This window comes from Hydrogenophaga bisanensis, from assembly GCF_042665135.1.
Lineage (GTDB): Bacteria > Pseudomonadota > Gammaproteobacteria > Burkholderiales > Burkholderiaceae_C > Hydrogenophaga > Hydrogenophaga bisanensis.
The window spans coordinates 22,548-38,504 of the sequence record NZ_JBHTBX010000014.1 but is presented as its reverse complement, the minus strand read 5'-3'; the positions used below and the strand labels follow the sequence as shown (position 1 = coordinate 38,504).

Genomic DNA, 15,957 nt, shown 5'->3' with positions numbered 1-15,957 from the left:
GCTCGCTGTGTGGAATGAATTTTAAGATTCATAATAAATGAATCAAATGATCAGGATCAAGGAAGGTGTGCGAAGGGTCAACGTAAAGACGATCGGTCATGGACATGGGGGGTCAGGGCCTGGAGATCCTCTGGCAACCTCTGCCGCAGGCGGGCAGCGGTCATGGTGGATCCACCACGCAGGTTGATGAAGGCTTGTGCCTGTGCCTCGCTCGCGAAGGCCGGCAGGTTGCCCGAACGCATCGGCCCCATCAGGCTGGAGCCGTGCACGAACACCGCCTCGTCGACCTCCAGCCATTGCCCGCTGTCCTGATCGCTGACATAGACGGCCGCGATGTGGCTGGCATGGCGACCCGGTGTGTATCGGGACACCTGCTGCAGGTACTGGAACAGGCTCAAGGGTGAGTCCAGGAACTGCACATCGCCATCCTGAAAAATCACCTGTGCCGCCCAGCGCCGATGGCGCGCGGGGTACATGCCGCAGACCGGACAGCGTGCCTGCGCCGGCACCTCGCGGGGGGCCGTCATCGGGAGCCCGCTGGCCGGGTCGTAGGCATGCGTGGGTGCCACGATGCAGATGTCGTCTCCGGGCACGGTTTGCACATCTGTCCGATTGCGGGTCAGCCACAGGCCGGCCCCTGTCGCCACCAGCGAACTGGCACCCATGCCCAGAAGAAGCCATCGCCTTTGCATGCTCACATCCGCGTGTCGTGCAGTGCGCCGCCGGTGAGATCGACCATCTCGGGCTTGATGTCGGCATACCGGTGAACCTGACCGCCGTGGTTGGACGCAAAGGCCTTGGCATCGGCTTCACTGGCAAAGCTGGCCGCCGTCGGCCCCATGGAGCCCTTGCGTTGGCTGCCCAGCACATACCAGGCCTGCCGTGCATCGATCCAGTGGCCCTTGGGCCGATCCCAGTCGGCCTTGGCCATGTCCTGCACCCAGGCGGCCTTGACCGCACGCACCTGCTCGGGTGCGATCAGTGAGGACAGCAGCTCCACGGTGTCGCAGAACCAGTCGACCTGACGATCCTGAACGTAGTGGATTTGTCCTTTGGGGCCGGGAAAGTCGGCCAGCAACATGCCGTCCAGCGAACAGCTGGTCTGGGGATCGATCTCCAGCGGCGCCTGGCTCTGATGGCCATCGGTATCGCGGCTGCAGCCTGCCAGCGACAGGGTCGACAGGCCAACCAGGCCTGCGCAACCGCAGAGGAAGCGGCGGCGGCCCGCCGAGTGGTTTTGAGACAAGGTCATGGTCTGAATCTCCAGGAAGCCAGTGCCAGGGGGGCGACGATCCAGCCAGCCATGGCCGCCCCCATGAGCCAGGGGTTGCCCAGCGAGGGCGGCACGATGCTGGCCAAGCCATAGAGCCGGCGTACGTCGTCGAGAGAAAACACATTGAGCACGCGGAAGATGTCCGCCGGGTTGAGCAGCAGCAGGTAGGCAAAGCCCTCTCCACCGAAGGCACCGCCACTGGCTACCAGCACCCCCAGCAAGGCCAGGTCGAACACCAGCACCAGCAGGAACCACAGCCCGATCGCCAGACCCGAGGCGCGTGCGCGGTCTTTTGCCAGCACGGACAGCAGCATGGCCAGGCTCAGGAAGGCCAGGCCCAGCAGGACCGAGCTGAGCACGAACCCCAGGTAGTGGAAAAGGCCGGCGGTGCTGAAGCGCTGGTACAGCAGCACCGCCACGATGGCGAAGCCTGCGACGGTGGAGAGCGTCAGGGCAGCAGCGAGACCCGCGTACTTGCCCAGCAGGAGCTCCAGGCGGGTGATGGGCAAGGACAGCAGCAGGTCCAGCGAACCGCGCTCTCGCTCACCCACGACGGCATCGAAACCCAGCAGCAGGGCAATCATCGGAATCAGGTAGATCACCAGACTCACCAGGCTGGCAATCGTCAGCTCAATGGATCGCGGTCCGATCTGGCCTTGTGCGGCGGAGCCGAAGTAGGTGATCAACAGCGAGAACACGGTGAACACCAGCGCCACCGCGAGCACCCAGCGGTTGCGCAGGCGGTCGCGAAACTCCTTGGTGGCCAGGGCCCAGATCTGGCGCGGTTGCAGCCAGCGGTTCATGGCGTCTCCCTCAGTTCGAAATACACGTCTTCCAGGGTGGGTTCCAGCACCTGGAGGTCGCTCGGACCCGCTGCAGCCAGCTGCTGCAGTACGGGCATCTTCTGCTCACGCGGGCAATCGATGCGAAGCACGTGGTCCTCGGTCTGCGCAACCACGAGTCCCGGCTGAGCGGCCAGTGCGGCGGCGATTCGATGGCGAACCGACTCGTCGCCGCGGGCCAGGAACACCACCGGCATGCGGGTGCGTTCGCGCAGTTCGGCCACGGTGCCCTCGGCGCGCAAGGTGCCGCTGGCCAGCAGGGCCAGACGGTCCACCCGCTGCTGCAGCTCGGCCAGGATGTGCGAGCTGATCACGATGGTCACGCCCTGTTGCCGGAGCTGGTCGAGCTGATCGTAGAACTGCCGGATGGCTGAAGGGTCCAGGCCGGTGGTGGGCTCGTCCAGCAGCAGCAGCCGGGGGGCGCCCAGCAGCGCCTGTGCAAACCCCAGACGCTGGCGCATCCCCTTGGAATACTCCCGAACCGCACGGTGCGCGGAGTTGGCCAGACCCACCCGGTCCAGCAGCTCGCCACATTGCGACAGCGGTGCGCCCTTGAGGCGTGCAAAAAAGCGCAGTGTCTCCAGACCCGACAGGTTGTCGTAGAGCACCAGGTTTTCGGGCAGGTAGCCGATGGACTGGCGGGCGCGCCGGAAGTCCCGGCCACCAACCTGAATGCCGTCGACCGTGATTCGCCCGGCGGTTGGGTCGATCAGACCCAGCACCAGTTTGAACAGGGTGCTCTTGCCGGCGCCGTTGTGGCCGATCAGGCCATAGAGCTGGCCGCGCCCGATCTTCAGATCGACGCCGTCCAGGGCCATCAGCGCAGTGCGCGCCTTGCCATAGCGTTTGCTCAGCCCGTCAATGACGAGGGCTTCAGCGGAAGTGCTTGTCACGCCATTCGCTCCAGTTCTTGTTGGCCGGCACCATGGCCGGATGGGCATCCACCACGCTGGGCACGCGCAGCACGGGGAACTGCTGACCCAGCCAGCGCAGCGCCTGCACCGCGGGGCTGCCCAGCAGCAGCTTGACGATGGGATGCCGGTACTGCAGCCGGTCGACGATGTCGCTGGCCTCGTAGGGCACGTCGCCCACGCCGTCGCCGTCTCGGTCCCAACCCTGGTAGTTGCTCCAGTGGTTGCCTTGCCCGGCCTGCTTGCCACCCCAGGGTTCATCGCGTGAACCCACGTAGCGCACCTGCTCGCGGTTGGCGATGAAGTCGTTGCCGGTCACCTGGTTGCGGGTCGATCCGGCCGCCAGGTGCACCCCCACCGTGTTGTCCACCACCAGGTTGCCGCGCAGCGTGGCGTACTCCACGTCGTAGATGAAAAACCCCCGGCTGTTGCCGGCGACGATGTTGTTCTCGATGACCGAGTCCTGCAGCGTGCGCAGCATGATGCCGTGGTCCGAGTTGCCCCAGGTGCGGTTGTTGCGCACCACCTGGTCGCGCACCTCCATGAGCGCCAGGCCACCGCGGTTGTAGTAGCTGTCGTTGTCTTCCCACAGGTTGTGGTACGAGTTCATGTAGTGCGTGCCATAGCGGCTGTGGTGCAGCCGGTTGCCTCGGAACTCGGCGTGATGGGTCACATCCACATACAGGGCATCGCGCACGAACGACACGTCATTGCCGATGATGCGGGCGCCCTTGGTGTTGTAGAGCTGGATGCCATTGCCGCGTTGGGACGACTGGAAATCGCGCAGGCCGGTGATGTTGTTGCGTTCAATGCGCACATCGTCGGCTTTCTCGATCCACAAACCGAACAGGTTGTAGGCCAGCACCGAATCGCGCACGATGGCCCGGTGAGCACCCGGCTGGATGTAGATGCCCGCATGCTGCTTGAGCAGGCTGGTGCCCGAGTCGCGGACGATCAGCCCCTCAATGACCACGTCCGGTGAGGTCACGCGAATAGTGTCACCCCGTTGGCCGCCGCTGATCGTGGGTCGCTCCAGACCGCGCAAGGTCAGGGGCTTTTCGATGCGCAGGTTCTGGTCGTAGAAGCCGCGCTCGATCTCGATCGTGTCACCCGGCGCCGCCTGCTCAATGGCCGCCTGAATGCCCTGACCAGGGGCGACGCGCCACGTGGCAGCCCCGGCCGGCAGAGCGCCCAGCAAGAGCAGGCCGGTCAATGCCAGGCGGCAAAGGACAGGGGGTGGTCTCAAGCGAGCACTCCCAGGGCCTTGAGGGCCAGGAACAGCGCCGCGCCGATCAGCAGGTTCTTGAAGCCGACATAGCTGAGCATGTCCATCCAGTTGGCCACCCGGTAACGCTGCTGCCACCAGACGCCATCCTTGACATAGCGCTTACCGCTCATGCGGATCAGTACCTCGTAGACACTCCAGCCAAACCACCAGGCGATGATCGCACCTGATGACAGCCGACCGGTGGCAGCCAGGGCCCAGGCGACGCTGGCGGCCATTGCCAGCGAGAAACCGGCGATCTGCAGGGCGCGCTGGCTGCGCCAGCCAGCGACGCTCCAGGGCCACAGGTGATCCCGCAATTCCGCCAGCAGCCAGCGCAGCCCGCGTTGACCCTCGGCGTAAGAGGGGACGGCCGGCTCGGTGGGCAGACGCGGATCAGGTCCCTTGGCGGCCTTGGCCGAGATGGCAGGTACCGCGTCAATCGGGATGTAGTAACCATCCTTGCCGATGGGCGTGATCAGCAGCCCGTCGCGCTCGCGGCGCTTGCGCTCGCGTGCCAGCGGCGGGCAGCCGGAGGTATCGGTGTACAGCACCATGCAATCGAGGCAATGCAGGCATTCGCGGTGGTCGATGCGCCCGTCGGTGTCGATGGCCTGCGCGCCGCAGCCCACGGCACAGGCCTTGCAGCTGTTGCAGTCCTGCTTGCGCTTGAGTCCGAACCACCGGAAGGTGCTGGGCATGGCCAGGGCCGCACCCAGGGGGCAGATGTACTTGCAGTAGGGTCGTTCGATGAACAACGACAGGCCCAGGATGGCGGCCACGAACAGGCCGTAGGGCCAGGCGCGGTTCATCACACCGACCAGAAAGGTGGTCTTGAAGGGCTCCACCTCGGCCAGCACTTCGGCCAGGGTCATCGAGAACATCGAGACCGCCAGCAGGCCGAAGAAGACCGCGTATTTCACCCACTTCAGACGGTCATGCCAGACCTGCGGCAGCTTGAACTGGAAACGGCCCAGACCCACGGCACGGGCGACCTTGTATAGCGCTTCCTGCAGCGAGCCGAACGGACACATCCAGCCGCAGAACAGCCCGCGACCGAACAGGAATACCGTCACGATGATGAAGATCCAGAACACGAAGATGAACGGATCGGACAGGAACAGCGACCAGGTCCACTGGAACAGCAGCGAATGGAACCAGGTCAGCACCTGTGTGATCGAGGGCTGGGCCATCACCCCGAAGCCCACGAACACGATCGACAGCGCCCAGGCGGTGTACTTGAAACCGTTGACCGGCCACTTGTTCTTGTGGGTCGACAGGCGCGTGAGTTTCTCCCGCACCGCATACACCACGGTCACCGCCACCAGCAGCGCCACGAACAGACTGATCTCCAGCGCACGCGTCTTCCACACACGCACCCAGGGCGCATCGGGTTCCTTGACCACGGGCCGGCCACCTTCGAGCAGGTCGTCGGCCAGCCAGTACTTGGCCTCGAAGTTGGCAAAGCTGCGATGCCCTGTGGCGCGGTCGACCCGGTTGCCCAGGAAGCTGAGCTTCCAGGGGTAGGCGGCCGAGAACGAGCCCTTGCGGATGATGAAGATGCCCGACTCGGTGGGCGAAGGCGCGCCGGCAGCCTCCAGACCATACAGGTTGAGGTAGTCCAGGTCGCGGAAGGTGAACGAATCCGCCCCCTGCTTGACCTGCACCCGGTCGTAGATGCCACCGCGCACGAAGCCCGAACCCTTGAAGGACTCCTGACCGGCCGTTCTGATGACGAAGAAAGCAGCATCGCCGGGGTGCAGGCGTTCGTGAAGGTTGTTGTAGCCGCGGTCGCCGATGAGGCTGCGGCCGATGTCCGGGTGGTTGAGGTCCCCGAACCACAGTTCGATGAAGGGCTCCGGACCACGATCCAGGCCCACCTGCTCGGGTTGTACGCGCAGGCGTACCACAGCCCCCATGTCTTGCAACTGCTGCCAGTTGTAGCGCTGGCCGCTGACGGCAAAGCGCGCCGGCTCTCGCACGGTCGGTTCGATGATGCCCACCTGGCGGGCCACCGCAGAACCCGACAGTTGCATCACCTGGTTTTGGGCAATGACGGTGACCGTCGCGCCAGAAATGGCATCAACGCCCAGGATGTTCTCGTCAGGGCGGGCTGGTCCGACCTCGATGGTGTCCTTGACGGACTTGCCCAGGTACTGGTTGTTGAAGTCGATGAGGGCTTTCTCGGGAATGCCCAGCAGCAGAATGGGCTCCGAGTGCTTCAGCACCTTGACACCCACATAGCGCCCCTGGGTGTCCATGCCGATCAGGGTGATCACCGGTTTGCCGGAATAGGCCGGCGTGTCGGTGATGTCGGTGGAGAGCATCACATAGCCCAGCAGTTTCTTCTTGCCCGGCGCCTGCGGGTCTGCCTCTCCATAGGCGTCCACATACGGCGGTTGCCCCTTGCGCTCGGAAAAGCTGGTCGCTCCCGGAAACACCTCGGCGCACGGAACGCGCGTGCACAGATCGGCCGCCGTGGCCAGATCGTCGGGCAGCTTGGCCTCGTAGGCGTCGGCGAATGCCGTTCCCTGTCCGAGACCCAGCGAGAGAAGGAGGGCGGCCAGCGGGGTGGCCAGCTTGCGTGCAATCCACATGCTCAGAATCCTTGGTGCCGCCGCATGGGCGGCGCAAGGGAGCCGAGGCCCCCTTGCGGGTGGCCGGGCTTACGCCTCGACGATCATGCGCGTGCGCATTTCCAGGTGCAGGGCGTGACAGAAGTGCGTGCAGTAGCACCAGAACACGCCTGGCTGGTCGGCCACGAAGGTGACCGACGCCGTTTCCTGCGGGTTGACGATGAAGTTGACGTTGTAGTTCGGGATCGCAAAGCCGTGCGTCAGGTCCTCGATCTTGTCCAGGTTGGTCAGGATCAGCGTGACTTCATCACCCTTCTTGACCTTGAACTCGCGCAGGCTGAAGGCTGGCGCCAGTGAAGTCATCTTCACGGTCACCTTCTTGCCGTTGCGGAAAACGCCCGACTCCTTGGAGTCCTTGATGGCCAACGGATGGTGGTCCAGGTCGTAGACCTGCTTGGGCTTGACCAGGTCGCGCTTGAAGATGATGAAGTCGTGCGGCTCGCCACGCACCGGGTGGTCGGCCATCAGCACCATCTTTTCGCCCGAGATGTCGATCAGCTGCTCGTTCTCGGCGTGCAACGGGCCCACCGGAAGGAATCGGTCCTTGGAGAACTTGCAACCCACCGCCAGGTACTTGCCGTCGGCCGCAATCGTCTCCGACTGCGAGGCGTTGATGTGGCCGGGCTGGTAATGCACATCCAGGCGATCCACCACATAGTTGGCCGTCTTGTCGCCCTTGTGGAAGGCAATCGCCTTGTCCACGTTCCACTTGACCACCTGGCTGTCCAGGAACAGCGTGGTGTAGGCGTTGCCACGGCCGTCGAAGGCGGTGTGCAAGGGACCCAGACCCAGCTCGACCTCGGCCACGATGGCGTCATCGACGTTCTCATGCTTGCCGTCGAACCAGTCCAGCACCTTGGCCAGCTCGATGACCGTAGCGGTGGGCGAGAGCTTGCCAGCGCAGATGAAGTACTTCTGGTCGGGGCTGGCGTTCACACCGTGCGGATTCTTGGGCACGCTCACGTAGGCGGTCAGGGCCGTTTTGGCGTCCTTGTTGGCTTCGCGGGTGCCATCGACCACCGGCACCTTGGACGAGCCGATGGTCTTGAACTTGCCGGCTTTGACGGCTTCCTCGATGCGGGCGATGTTGAAGAACAGGCAGGCGTCGCGTTCGGCGGACATCATGTCCTCGTACTTGGCGCCCATCTCGGTGTTGTACTGGTTGGTCGCGGCCAGCTTGCCGTCGAACGACGTGGCCACCAGATCGCAGTTGCCGTCGATCAGCACCTGCCAGCGCACCTCCATGGTCTCGGCGTCCACGCACGAGAACAGTGAGCGGTACTTGGTCTCGTCCTCGATGCCGGTGTTGGGCAGGGGAATGGAGAACTCACCCCCGCAGAAGACACGCGTCGTGTAGTTGATGGCCGGGTCCACCGGGTCGCGCTTGTCCGGGAAGATGCCGTGGAAGCCCTGCACGTTGGGCAGCTGGGTGATCTTGTCGCAGACAAAATAGTCGAGGCGGATACGGGCGATGCGGCTGTTGATCTTGTCGTTGATCCAGGCGTAACGGCCGTCGTAGTTGCCGTCCTTGTAGGAGGCGTGCGTGTGGTGGGTATCGCCCACGGTGTAACGCAGGTGGCCATCGGGCTTGGTGCCCATGACGGCCTTGGATTCGTTGGTGATGCCCCAGCCGACCAGTGCGTCGGGCACGAAGCAGGGGATGCGCAGAAGTTCGCGACCGGAAGGCAGACCCAGCACGCGCATGTCACCGGTGTGGCCACCGCTCCACAGGCCGTAGTAGGTGTCGAGTTCACCGGGCTTGAGGTGGGCGCCCGATGCGCCGTGGGGGGCAGCCGCTGGTGCTGCGGCCGGTGCGGCTGCCGGGGCAGCGGCTTTGCCTTCGTCCTTTTCGGCGCAGGCGACGGTACCGATGGACAGGCCCGCCAGTGCGGCCGTGTTGAGGAATTTGCGTCGGCCCAGGCGGCCGGTTCCCTCGGTGACGTTGACTTGGTCTTCTTTCATGATTCAACCTTTCAGGTGAGGTCAGGGACAAAAAGAGGTGGGCCGCGTGCCGGTGGCACGGGCAGCAGGTAAGCGGGTGTGAACGGGTGACGGGCGTTGCCGGGTTCGCCGGTGGGCAAGGCGTTGAGCGGCACGGCCAGGTCACTGCCAGGTGGCAGACCGATGGGCAGGCAGGCGGCGCAGTCCTGTCCCAGGACCTGAAGAACGCCGTCGTTGTGAGGGGTGTCCGACTGGGTAATCAGTTCCAGACCAGCCGTGCCGCACACCAGATGCAGGGCGGTCGGCTTGATCAATGGACTGGCAAACGCCACGCACCAGGACAGCAACAGGCACAGCACTGCGCAGCGGCAGGTTCTGGTGTTGCGCAGGTGAGCGAATGACATGGGCAGGACTTTAACCTTGAATATTCATCAAAAATGAACAAAAAAGAAGGGAGTTGACCTTTGTCAAGAGAGTTCAGCACCAAGGGAAGGCACCACACCTGGCAGGCCAACATGGCTGCACCAGAGTGTCTGGTCAGGTGTCCGGTCTGACCATCCGCCGGACGTAGGGGAGACCTAGTTCCTTTGGAGGATGTGGATGCATGTTTTAGGGATGTTCATCGTCGGGGTGCTGCCTGGTGCTGGCGCAGCCTGACGCGGCACAATGCGGCGATGCTTTGCAGGTTTCTCTCCACAGTTCTGGCCGGTTGGGGTGCCGCGACCATGGGCCAGGCACAGACTTTGATGGCCTGTGAGGTCACCTACGCGGGCCACACGCAGACGGTTGTGGCCCATCCGGTGGCCGATCCCTATCCGGTCCCTGCGGTGGACATCGCCGGCCGGTTCCGGTTCAAGCCCATCGTGGTGGGCGATGACAGACGTATCCGGCGGGTGTTGATTTACGTCTACCTGGAGACCGATGCGCAGCCGGTCCTCATCCAGCAGGCCAAGTACCTGCCGCCTTTTCCCGCGGCCGATGCTTCGGGCAACATTGCGATCACGGGTCAGCAATACCTCTACGCCGGTGCTCTGGAGCGCGAACTGATCTACCAGTGCCATCTGAAAGGGGTGGCGCCATGATCCGCTGGTGCCGGCTGTTGATCATGATATGGTGGTGGAACAACCCAGCGTGGGCCGGTGTGTCGCTGGTGTTTGCTGGTGACACGACGCTGGATGACGCGCCTGGCGCCCTGATCGCCAGCGGTGGTGATCCCCTGTCGCGGGTGGCGCATCTGTTCAGGGATGCCGACATCCGGCTGGTCAATCTGGAATGCGTGGTCTCGACCAAAGGGACTGCCGGCGACAAGATCTACTCCTTCCGTGCGCACCCGCGCGTATTGCCGGTGCTGCGCCGGCATGTGGATGCGGTGACGCTGGCCAACAACCATTCCGGGGACTATGGCCGCGAGGCCTTTGCCGACATGCTGGGGTTGCTGGCGCGTCACGGCATTGCCCAGACCGGTGGCGGCTTGAACCTGTCGCAAGCCCACCGGCCGCTGATGCTGGAACGCCAGGGGCTGCGCATCGCGCTGCTGAGCTACAACGAGTTCATGCCCCGCAGTTTCGAGGCCGACCACGACGCACCGGGCATTGCCTGGAGCGAGGACGAGCAGGTGGTCGACGACATCGCCCGTGCCCGGACGCAGCATCGGGCCGATCTGGTGCTGGTGTTTATGCACTGGGGCTGGGAGAACGAACCCGTGGCCAACGGGCGTCAAAGCCAACTGGCGCGACTGATCATCGATGCTGGCGCCGACGCGGTGGTGGGCGGCCACCCCCATGTCACCCAGGACGTTGAGATCTACCGGGGTAAACCGGTGATCTACAGCGTGGGCAACTTCATCATGAAGGAAACCGACAACGACGCCCAGCGCGAGGGCTGGGTGCTGCGCCTGGACCTGGATCGCGCAGGCGTCAGCGCCTTCAGGACCGATCCGGTCCGCCTGGATCGGGACGGGATTCCGTCACCAGCCCCTGACCTGCGCTCGCCGTGCTGGCAACGCGGGGATGGCGCCACCAGCGACTGTGTGCGTCCTTCCAAACGACCATGAAAAAACCCGCACATCCTGAGAAATGTGCGGGTTTTGATCTGGTGCCGGAAAGAGGAATCGAACCCCCGACCTTCTCATTACGAATGAGCTGCTCTACCGACTGAGCTATTCCGGCCTAGCCTTCCATTCTAACAAATTTCAGGCCTTGCTGGCAGCGCTATCGGCTTCCAGGTGGTACTGCGTCACGCGCTCCACTTCGTTCCTGGAACCCAGGATCACACTCACGCGCTGGTGCAGCTTGGTGGGTTCCACATCCAGAATGCGCTGGCGTCCGTTGGTTGCGGCGCCACCGGCCTGTTCCACCAGCCAGCCCATCGGGTTGGCTTCGTACATCAGGCGCAACTTGCCTGGCTTGTCGGGTTCGCGCTTGTCCCAGGGGTACATGAAGACGCCGCCACGGGTCATGATGCGGTGCACATCGGCCACCATGGACGCGATCCAGCGCATGTTGAAGTCCTTGCCGCGCGGACCTTCCTTGCCGGCCAGGCATTCATCGATGTAGCGCCGGACCGGGGCGTCCCAGTGGCGCATGTTGCTCATGTTGATGGCAAATTCCTTGGTGTCTTCAGGAATGCGCACCTGATCGGCCGTCAGCATCCAGGATCCCTGCTCGCGGTCCAGGGTGAACATCGCCACGCCATCGCCCACGGTCAGCACCAGGGTGGTCTGCGGGCCATAGACACAGTAGCCGGCGGCCACCTGCTGGTTGCCCGGCTGCAGGAAGTCCTGCTCACTCACCGGTTCGATCGCGTCGGTCCTGTCGTTCTGCTTCTTCAGCACCGAAAAGATGGTGCCGATGCTGACGTTGACATCGATGTTGGACGAGCCGTCCAGCGGATCGAACATCAGCAGGTACTCGCCCTGGGGAAAGCGGTTCGGCACCACGTAGATGGTGTCCATCTCTTCGGACGCCATGGCCGCCAGGTGGCCGCCCCATTCGTTGGCTTCGATCAGCACTTCGTTGGCGATCACGTCCAGCTTCTTCTGGACTTCACCTTGCACGTTTTCAGAGTCGGCGCTGCCCAGGATGTCGCCCAGGGCGCCCTTGTTGACGCTGATGGAGATGCGCTTGCAGGCGCGCGCCACCACTTCGAGCAGCAGACGCAGCTCGGGCGTGATGCGGCCTTTTGTGCGTTGCTGCTCGACCAGGTAGCGGGTGAGGGAGATGGAGTTGCTCATGAGTGGGTCTCAGTCGGCCAGGGAACGGGTGACAACCTCGCGCACGTCGTTGCTGAGGTCGGGTTTGGCGGCCACGCGCGCGATGGCTTCGCGGGCAGCGCTGCGGTAGGGCTCGGCCAGCTTCTTCCAGCGGTCCAGGGCTCTGGCCAGGCGGGCCGCCACCTGGGGGTTGAAGGCGTCGATCTCGATGACCTTCTCGCTCCAGAAGACGTAGCCGGCGGCATCGGCGCGGTGGAAGGCGCCCGGGTTGGCGCTGCAGTAGCTGAAGATCACGCTGCGGGCCCGGTTCGGGTTGCGCAGGTTGAAATCCGGGTGGGCCAGCAGCTGGCGGACCGCCGGCAGGATATTGCCACCTCTGTCCGGAGCGCCCGCCTGCAGGGCAAACCACTTGTCCAGCACCAGGGCCTCCTGCCTGAACATGCCGTGAAAGCGCGCCAGAGCCTCGCTGGCCAGCGGCAGGCCGGCGATGACCAGGGCCGACAGGGCATTGAAGCGGTCGGTCATGTTGCCGGCATCCTTGAAGCGCTGGTACGCCTTGCCGGGCCACACCGGGTTGCCGTTGTCGCGGGCGGCCAGGCACAGCATGGTCAGTGCCATGCCCGTGAGGGCGCGACGGCCGGTGCTCACCGGATCGGGTCGGTAGGCGCCGTTGTCCCGGTGCTGTTCGTACGCCCAGATCCAGTCCTCGTGCAGGGCATGGGCCAGTTGGCTGCGCATGGCCTCGCGCACCGCGTGAATGCGTTGCGGGTCCACGATGTCCAGTTGCTCGGCGATGTAGGTTTCGGCCGGCAGGGTGAGCACCAGCTCCTTGAAGGCGGCGTCCAGGGCCGGGTGCCGCAGCACGGCCCGCATGGCGGCGACGAAGGCCTCATCCAGCGGCTCCTGGTGCACAGGACCCTCCGCACGGATCGCGTGCAGGGCACGGCGCAGCGCGAGGCGCTGTCCGGCTTCCCAGCGGTTGAAGGGGTCGCTGTCATGGGCCAGCAGGTGCAGCAACTCGGCATCCGACAGGTTCATGTCGAGGACCACCGGCGCCGAGAAGCCGCGCAGCACCGACGGCACGGGCTCAGCGTCAATGCCGGTGAACACAAAGGACTGGCAAGCCTCGGAAAGCACCACCGTCTGCGTGCCCGCCACGGCGGGACCGCCGTCCAGATGCAGCGGCAGATCGCGACCCTGGGCGTCGAGCAGGCCGATCGCCACCGGGATGACGAAGGGCGCCTTGTCGCTCTGGCCCGGCGTGGGGTCGCAGGTCTGGGCCAGTTCCAGCGTGTAGGTGCGTGCCTCTGCGTCGAAACGGCCTGTGGCCTGGACGCGGGGGGTACCGGCCTGGCTGTACCAGCGCTTGAACTGGGGCAGCAGGCGGGAGAGTTCGCTGCCCGGGTTGGCATCGGCCACCGCCTGGGCGAAATCGTCACAGGTCACCGCCTGTCCGTCATGGCGCTGGAAGTACAGTTCCATGCCCTTGCGGAAGCCGTCGCGCCCTACCAGGGTCTGCATCATGCGGACCACTTCGGCACCCTTCTCGTAAATGGTGACGGTGTAGAAGTTGTTGATCTCGACATAGCTGTCGGGTCGCACCGGATGGGCCATGGGCCCGGCGTCTTCGGGGAACTGGGCGGTGCGCAGCACCCGCACGTCCTCGATCCGCTTGACCGCGCGCGCCGACGGATCGGCACACAGGTCCATGCTGAACTCCTGGTCGCGGAAGACGGTCAGGCCTTCCTTGAGCGAGAGCTGGAACCAGTCGCGGCAGGTGATGCGATTGCCGGTCCAGTTGTGGAAGTACTCGTGGCCCACCACCGATTCGATGTTGGCGAAGTCGGTGTCGGTGGCCGTGGCGCTGTTGGCCAGCACGTACTTCGTGTTGAAGATGTTCAGGCCCTTGTTCTCCATCGCCCCCATGTTGAAGTCGGCGGTGGCCACGATCATGAAGCGCTCCAGATCCAGCGGCAGACCGAAGCGGGCCTCGTCCCAGACCACGCTGGCCATCAGCGAGTTCATGGCGTGCTCGGTCTTGTCCATGTCGCCGGGGCGCACATACACCTGCAGCAGGTGTTCCTTGCCGCTGCGCGAGACGATGCGCTGCTCGCGCGCCACCAGCTTGCCGGCCACCAGTGCGAACAGGTAGCAGGGCTTCTTGTGCGGATCGACCCACTTGGCGAAGTGGCGGTTGTCCGGCAGGTTACCCGAGTCGACCAGGTTGCCGTTGGACAGCAGCACCGGGTAGCGGTCCTTGTCGGCGCGCAACGTCACGGTGTAGCTGGCCATGACGTCCGGGCGGTCCAGGAAGTAGGTGATGCGGCGGAAACCCTCGGCCTCGCACTGGGTGAAGAAGGTTCCCTGGCTCACGTACAGGCCCATGAGCTGGGTGTTCTTCTCCGGTGCGCAGGTGGTGAAGATCTCCAGATCAAAGGGCTCGGCGCCTTCGGGCAGGTTCTCCAGCACCAGCGTCTGGCCGTCCATCCTGAACGAGCAGCCGCCTCCGTTGACCAGCACACGCGCCAGGTTCAGGTCTTCGCCGTCCAGCCGCAGCGCCTGGGGTGCCACATCCGGGTTGCGGCGCAGGCGCATGCGGTTGAGGACACGGGTTTTGGCGGGATCGAGGTCGAACGCCAGATCGACGGTGTCGATCCAGAACGCCGGGGGCGCGTAGTCTTCACGGCGGACAACGATGGCGGGGCCTTCTCGCAGGGAGCTCATGGTGGGTTCCAGTGTGGGATGCTGCAGGTGGGCGCCGGTCAGACGCCCTGCTTGAGGGAGGCTTCGATGAACGCGTCCAGGTCGCCGTCCAGCACCTTTTGCGTGGCGGAGATTTCCACGTTGGTGCGAAGGTCCTTGATGCGGCTGTTGTCGAGCACGTAGGAGCGAATCTGGTGACCCCAGCCCACGTCCGTCTTGGTGTCTTCGAGCTTCTGCTGCTCTTCCATGCGCTTGCGCATCTCGTGGTCGTACAGGCGCGAGCGCAGACGCTGCCACGCCAGGTCACGGTTGCTGTGCTGGCTGCGGCTGTCCTGGCACTGCACCACGATGCCGGTGGGCATGTGCGTCAGTCGCACGGCCGAGTCGGTCTTGTTGATGTGCTGACCGCCAGCGCCGCTGGCCCGGTAGGTGTCCACCCGCACGTCGGCCGGATTGATGTCGATCTCGATCGAGTCGTCGATCTCGGGGTACACGAACACCGAGGCGAACGAGGTGTGCCGCCCGCCCGAGCTGTCGAACGGGCTCTTGCGCACCAGCCGGTGCACACCGGTCTCTGTGCGCAGCAGGCCGAACGCGTACTCGCCCTCGATCTTGATGGTCGCGCTCTTGATGCCCGCGGTGTCGCCCGGGGTCTCGTCCTCGACGGTGGTCTTGAACCCCTTGCGCTCGGCATAGCGCAGGTACTGGCGCAGCAGCATGCTGGCCCAGTCGCAGGCCTCGGTGCCGCCGGCGCCGGCCTGGATGTCCAGGAAGCAGTTCAGCGGGTCGGCCGGCTTGTTGAACATGCGCCGGAACTCCAGCTTCTCGACCTCGGCCTGGATGCCTGCGCATTCGCCTTCAATGGTCTCCAGCCCGGCATCGTCACCGTCGGCCTCGGACATCTCGAACAGCTCGGTGTTGTCGGACAGCTCGTTGGTCAGGCGGTCCAGCACCACCACCACGTCTTCCAGCGTCTTCTTTTCCTTGCCCAGTTCCTGGGCCCGCTTGGGGTTGTCCCAGACGGTGGGGTCTTCCAGCGCGCTCGTGACTTCCGACAGCTTCAGGGCTTTGGCATCGTAGTCAAAGATACCTCCGGAGCTCGACCACCCGGGCGCTCAGGTCGGTCAGCAGGTTTCGGATGGCGTTGGTGCGTTCGGCTTCCATGGCAGATTCTCT

General features: G+C 64.5%; 13 protein-coding genes and 1 tRNA gene. 2 read left to right on the top strand and 12 right to left on the bottom strand.

All coding sequences use genetic code 11. The features are described from left to right. Positions 1-77 precede the first annotated feature (77 nt). The 8 genes from ACFQNJ_RS16715 to ACFQNJ_RS16680 form a co-directional block, all read right to left on the bottom strand. Positions 78-692: a nitrous oxide reductase accessory protein NosL gene (locus ACFQNJ_RS16715; protein ID WP_382259586.1), complete on the bottom strand. Its 615-nt coding sequence runs from the start codon at positions 690-692 to the stop codon at positions 78-80. Positions 693-694: 2 nt separating this feature from the next. Next, a complete protein-coding gene (locus ACFQNJ_RS16710) occupies positions 695-1,252 on the bottom strand; it encodes a nitrous oxide reductase accessory protein NosL (RefSeq protein WP_382259584.1) in 558 nt (185 codons plus the stop codon). Then, positions 1,249-2,076 (bottom strand): ABC transporter permease, encoded by an 828-nt coding sequence (locus ACFQNJ_RS16705; RefSeq protein WP_382259582.1) that lies wholly within the window; start codon positions 2,074-2,076, stop codon positions 1,249-1,251. The genes ACFQNJ_RS16710 and ACFQNJ_RS16705 overlap by 4 nt, the downstream gene beginning before the upstream one ends. Beyond that, on the bottom strand, positions 2,073-2,933 hold the full coding sequence (locus ACFQNJ_RS16700; RefSeq protein ID WP_382259661.1) for an ABC transporter ATP-binding protein: 861 nt from the start codon (positions 2,931-2,933) through the stop codon (positions 2,073-2,075). The genes ACFQNJ_RS16705 and ACFQNJ_RS16700 overlap by 4 nt, the downstream gene beginning before the upstream one ends. Positions 2,934-2,988: 55 nt before the next feature. Further along, positions 2,989-4,272, bottom strand: a complete 1,284-nt coding sequence (locus ACFQNJ_RS16695; RefSeq protein WP_382259580.1) for a nitrous oxide reductase family maturation protein NosD — start codon at positions 4,270-4,272, stop codon at positions 2,989-2,991. Continuing rightward, entirely contained in the window at positions 4,269-6,887 is a 2,619-nt protein-coding gene (locus ACFQNJ_RS16690; protein WP_382259578.1) for a 4Fe-4S binding protein, read from the bottom strand. Before ACFQNJ_RS16690 ends, ACFQNJ_RS16695 begins: the two co-directional genes overlap by 4 nt. 69 nt (positions 6,888-6,956) lie before the next feature. After that, positions 6,957-8,888 (bottom strand): TAT-dependent nitrous-oxide reductase, encoded by a 1,932-nt coding sequence (nosZ, locus tag ACFQNJ_RS16685; protein ID WP_382259576.1) that lies wholly within the window; start codon positions 8,886-8,888, stop codon positions 6,957-6,959. Positions 8,889-8,899: 11 nt separating this feature from the next. Beyond that, entirely contained in the window at positions 8,900-9,271 is a 372-nt protein-coding gene (locus tag ACFQNJ_RS16680) for a hypothetical protein (protein WP_382259574.1), read from the bottom strand. A 321-nt stretch (positions 9,272-9,592) separates the two neighbouring features. On the opposite strand from ACFQNJ_RS16680, the gene ACFQNJ_RS16675 reads away from it, so the two are divergent. Continuing rightward, a complete protein-coding gene (locus ACFQNJ_RS16675) occupies positions 9,593-9,949 on the top strand; it encodes a hypothetical protein (RefSeq protein ID WP_382259572.1) in 357 nt (118 codons plus the stop codon). Continuing rightward, on the top strand, positions 9,946-10,920 hold the full coding sequence (locus ACFQNJ_RS16670; RefSeq protein WP_382259570.1) for a CapA family protein: 975 nt from the start codon (positions 9,946-9,948) through the stop codon (positions 10,918-10,920). The genes ACFQNJ_RS16675 and ACFQNJ_RS16670 overlap by 4 nt, the downstream gene beginning before the upstream one ends. A gap of 39 nt (positions 10,921-10,959) precedes the next feature. Here the strand turns inward: ACFQNJ_RS16670 and ACFQNJ_RS16665 are convergent. From ACFQNJ_RS16665 to prfB, 4 genes are all read right to left on the bottom strand, one after another. Then, positions 10,960-11,035 (bottom strand) — tRNA-Thr (locus tag ACFQNJ_RS16665). Positions 11,036-11,058: 23 nt separating this feature from the next. Continuing rightward, positions 11,059-12,099 (bottom strand): class 1 fructose-bisphosphatase, encoded by a 1,041-nt coding sequence (locus ACFQNJ_RS16660; RefSeq protein ID WP_382259568.1) that lies wholly within the window; start codon positions 12,097-12,099, stop codon positions 11,059-11,061. A 9-nt stretch (positions 12,100-12,108) separates the two neighbouring features. Further along, positions 12,109-14,802, bottom strand: coding sequence for an aminopeptidase N (pepN, locus tag ACFQNJ_RS16655; RefSeq protein ID WP_382259566.1), 2,694 nt, complete (start codon positions 14,800-14,802; stop codon positions 12,109-12,111). A 38-nt stretch (positions 14,803-14,840) separates the two neighbouring features. Next, positions 14,841-15,945 (bottom strand): peptide chain release factor 2 gene (prfB, locus tag ACFQNJ_RS16650; protein WP_374641032.1). Its coding sequence is split into 2 segments (ribosomal slippage): positions 14,841-15,863 and positions 15,865-15,945, totalling 1,104 coding nucleotides; the frame shifts between segments, so codons are not numbered across the junction. Positions 15,946-15,957: the final 12 nt, after the last annotated feature.

What these genes read in the sequence shown, in the direction of transcription:
- ACFQNJ_RS16670 (WP_382259570.1), top strand. Translation starts at nt 9,946, where the DNA reads ATGATCCGCTGGTGCCGGCTGTTGATCATGATATGGTGGTGGAACAAC.
- ACFQNJ_RS16715 (WP_382259586.1), bottom strand. Translation starts at nt 692, where the DNA reads ATGCAAAGGCGATGGCTTCTTCTGGGCATGGGTGCCAGTTCGCTGGTG.
- ACFQNJ_RS16705 (WP_382259582.1), bottom strand. Translation starts at nt 2,076, where the DNA reads ATGAACCGCTGGCTGCAACCGCGCCAGATCTGGGCCCTGGCCACCAAG.
- ACFQNJ_RS16690 (WP_382259578.1), bottom strand. Translation starts at nt 6,887, where the DNA reads ATGTGGATTGCACGCAAGCTGGCCACCCCGCTGGCCGCCCTCCTTCTC.
- ACFQNJ_RS16680 (WP_382259574.1), bottom strand. Translation starts at nt 9,271, where the DNA reads ATGTCATTCGCTCACCTGCGCAACACCAGAACCTGCCGCTGCGCAGTG.
- ACFQNJ_RS16700 (WP_382259661.1), bottom strand. Translation starts at nt 2,933, where the DNA reads ATGGCCCTGGACGGCGTCGATCTGAAGATCGGGCGCGGCCAGCTCTAT.
- ACFQNJ_RS16675 (WP_382259572.1), top strand. Translation starts at nt 9,593, where the DNA reads ATGGGCCAGGCACAGACTTTGATGGCCTGTGAGGTCACCTACGCGGGC.
- ACFQNJ_RS16710 (WP_382259584.1), bottom strand. Translation starts at nt 1,252, where the DNA reads ATGACCTTGTCTCAAAACCACTCGGCGGGCCGCCGCCGCTTCCTCTGC.
- nosZ (WP_382259576.1), bottom strand. Translation starts at nt 8,888, where the DNA reads ATGAAAGAAGACCAAGTCAACGTCACCGAGGGAACCGGCCGCCTGGGC.
- pepN (WP_382259566.1), bottom strand. Translation starts at nt 14,802, where the DNA reads ATGAGCTCCCTGCGAGAAGGCCCCGCCATCGTTGTCCGCCGTGAAGAC.
- ACFQNJ_RS16660 (WP_382259568.1), bottom strand. Translation starts at nt 12,099, where the DNA reads ATGAGCAACTCCATCTCCCTCACCCGCTACCTGGTCGAGCAGCAACGC.